This window comes from Nocardia sp. NPDC060220 (assembly GCF_042727815.1).
Classification (GTDB): domain Bacteria; phylum Actinomycetota; class Actinomycetes; order Mycobacteriales; family Mycobacteriaceae; genus Nocardia.
In genome coordinates, this window is the sequence record NZ_JBHWZY010000776.1 from 1 (window position 1) to 3,326 (window position 3,326).

Below are 3,326 nucleotides of genomic sequence, written 5' to 3' on the forward strand. Positions count from 1 at the left end.
GTATTTCCGCAGTCGATATCGAGCAGCGCGCGATCCGGCGGGCGCCCCGTTTTCATCCCGCGTGGACGATCGTGGCCGTGGCGGCCCTCACGCTCGTCGCGGCGGGGAGTTTCGCCACGATCGCGGGGCTGATCACCGAACCGCTGGTCGAGACGAAGGGGTGGAGTCGCACCGGAATCGGCGCCGCGGTGGCGGTGAACATGGTGCTCTACGGGGTGGTCGGGCCGTTCGCCGCGGCCATGATGGACCGCTACGGCATCCGCCGGGTGACGTCGTACGCACTGCTCGCGCTGATCGCGAGTTCGGTCCTCACCGCGATCTGGACTCCGTCGGTCTTCTGGTTCGTGCTGTGGTTCGGTTTCGCCATCGGGGTCGGGACCGGGTCGATCACGACGGTGTTCGCCGCGACCGTGGCGAATCGCTGGTTCTACCGCAAGATCGGTCTTGCTACCGGATTGCTCACCGCGGCAGGCGTATTCGGACAGTTCGCGATGCTGCCCCTGCTGTCCGTGCTGCTCGAGCGAGCCGACTGGCGCGCGCCTGTTCTCGCCTGCGGAGCTGTCGCGACGGCGGCCCTGCTCGGCGTCCTGCTCTTCCTGCGCGAGAGCCCCGCCGCGATCGGCGCGGTCCGCTATGGGGCGAACCCCGACACCGAACCTGCCGACACCGATCGCCGCGTCAACCCGTTCGCCCGCACGATCACCGCTCTGCTCCGAGCCTCGCGCGACACCCGGTTCTGGGTGCTGGCCTCGATGTTCGCACTGTGCGGGGCGACCACGAACGGCCTGATGTGGAGTCACTTCACCCCTGCCGCACACGATCACGGCATGGCCGCCACGGCCGCGTCGGGCCTGCTGGCGATCATCGGCGTCGCCAACATCCTCGGCACCGTCTCCGCGGGCTGGCTCACCGACCGGATCGAACCGCGACTGCTTCTCGCCGTATTCTTTCTCGGTCGTGGTGTGTCCCTCGCTCTCCTCCCCATCCTGTTCACCAGCGGGTGGTCCCCCGACCTCGTCGTCTTCGCTGTGGTGTTCGGCGTCCTCGACGTCGCGACGGTGCCACCGACACTGACCCTGTGCCGGCACTACTTCGGCGCCGACAGCGCCCTGACGTTCGGCTGGATCAGCGTCTTCCACCAACTCGGCGCCGGCGCGATGGCCCTCACGGGCGGCCTGATCCGCGACCTCAACGGCTCCTACACTCCTCTGTGGATCACCGCCGCCCTCGCCTGTCTCACCGCAGCAGCCCTCGGCACCACCGGCTCCCGAATCAGATGAGCCCGCACCTTTCGCGCTTCCGTTCGGTCAGATGAGCGACTTCTGCCGTTTGATGCGGCTGCGCACGTCGCGCATCATCGCGTTGGTGCCGGCGAACCTGATGAACTTCGGGATGAAGCGGTTGACGAAGCCGACGAACTGGAACAGGTGCTCGAATCTGCGCTGATCCGCGGCGCTCCACTCGATCGCCATCTGCTCGCGGAAATGCGGCGGCAGAAAGCCCGCGGTCAGGAATTGCAGGAGGCTGCCGAACATCACCCGGATGGACCAGTGAATCATCCGCAGGTGCAGCAGATCGTCGATGTAGGCGCGGAATTCGTCATCGCACACCACCTGCTTGCACGCCTCGAGCCAGTACTCGTCGAACTCGGCCCGCGTCTTGGGCCACATGTCGGGGTGTACCTGGAGCGTGGTGCCGAAGGTGTCGGCGCCCTGGTAGAACGCCTCGAGTTCGTCGTCGGTCATCTTGCCGCACAGCAGTTGGTGCGTGTCCTCGAAGCCGATGTAGATCGCCGCGGCCACATACATCTGCAGGTTCCGGTCGAAGGCGTTGTACTTCACCTTCGAATCCGGCCGCGATCTGACCTGGCGGTGCGCGACATTGACCGCTTCGCGCATGGCCGACTTGTCCTCATCGGTGCCGAGAACGGCCACCGCGAGGTAGGCGGAGGTGGTCCGCAGCCGTTTCCACGGATGCACCATGAGCGCACCGGATTCGACCGGACTCTCCATCACACCCGCCGCGACCCCCTGGTGTGCGAACTGCATCGCCACGTTCGCGGCCGCGCCCGCGAACATCCAGAAGTCCAAGGCATCGGCCAGCTGGGCGGGCCGTTTGCGTGGGGACCGGTGGGTGTCGGGAATATAGAGGCGAACCCGGTCGAGAGTCAGCGCATGCTCCGTCGCGGCGGGTTCCACCGCCGGGGTGGCCGACCGACGCCACGCGGGTCCGGCCCCTTCGTCGACGTAGGAATCACTGTGCGGGTCGACGTAATCGGGGTCGCCAGGCCTGGTTGCCGTGCTCATCGTCATCCTTTCCCAGAGATGTGCCGCGCGACCGAGTAGCCGAGGCGATGCACAGCAGCCCGACGCACCTCGCGAACGCGGTTCGGCGCCAAGGATACCTCGGCACACCCATTATGTTACCGACTATTCCTCGAATGAACAGAGAGGAAAGCGGACCCAAAATAGGGCCTACAAAGGATTGACACCGCAGCTTTGTATAACTAAGTTGATGCGCATTCACCAGCGCTACGGAGCGGGCATGCACTGCGGCGCCAGGTGGACACGACTGCCGCCGATAGGTGGCATTCCGGGAGTTCGCTCCCGGAGCGCAAGGCTCGCGGCGTGGGACGTCCAGGCCCTTTGCCCCCACTGCCGCGAGTCTTGCGCCCCATCCTTCGCACGACGCCGTCGACCGACCGCTCGCCCGTCATCGAGTCGCGGAACCTCGCGAACCGCGGCGGTACCGGCAATCAGTTCGACGCCCCCGCCGACCGCACATCGCGTCCAGCGGGGGCGTTCACCGCGCAGACTCAGAGGCGTTCGATGATCGTAGCGTTGGCCAATCCGCCTGCCTCGCACATGGTCTGGAGACCGTAGCGACCGCCGGTCTGTTCGAGATGGTTGACCATCGTCGCGAGCAAGCGGGTCCCGGAAGCGCCGAGCGGGTGCCCGAGCGCGATCGCGCCGCCACGCGGATTGACCCTGGCCGGGTCGGCGCCGAGCTCGTGTTGCCACACGAGCGGGACCGGCGCGAACGCCTCGTTCACCTCGAAGGCATCGATGTCGTCCACGGTGAGTGAGACCCGGTCGAGCGCCTTGCGCGTCGCGGGAACCACGGCGGTGAGCATGAGCGTCGGATCGTCGCCGACAACGGCGAAGGAGTGGAAGCGGGCGCGGGGGGTCAACCCCAGCTTCGCCGCCATCGCCTCGCTCATGATGAGCGCCGCCGACGCACCGTCGGTGAGCGGCGAGGAGTTGCCAGCGGTCACCGACCAGTTGATCTCCGGAAACCGGTCCAGGAGAGCGGGATCGGTGAAGGCT

The 3,326-nt window shown here is 66.7% G+C and carries 3 protein-coding genes; 1 reads left to right on the forward strand and 2 read right to left on the reverse strand.

Annotated elements, in window-relative coordinates; genetic code table 11:
- Nucleotides 1–1,280 (forward strand): MFS transporter (locus tag ACFWF3_RS29420; protein ID WP_379316854.1); only part of this gene is annotated, 1,280 nt, incomplete at its 5' end.
- Between the two features lie 27 nt (nucleotides 1,281–1,307).
- Here ACFWF3_RS29420 and ACFWF3_RS29425 read toward each other — a convergent pair.
- Nucleotides 1,308–2,306: an oxygenase MpaB family protein gene (locus tag ACFWF3_RS29425; RefSeq protein ID WP_379316856.1), complete on the reverse strand. Its 999-nt coding sequence runs from the start codon at nucleotides 2,304–2,306 to the stop codon at nucleotides 1,308–1,310.
- 509 nt (nucleotides 2,307–2,815) lie between these two features.
- The coding region (locus tag ACFWF3_RS29430) for a thiolase family protein (RefSeq protein ID WP_379316858.1) at nucleotides 2,816–3,326 on the reverse strand (511 nt) is incomplete at its 5' end.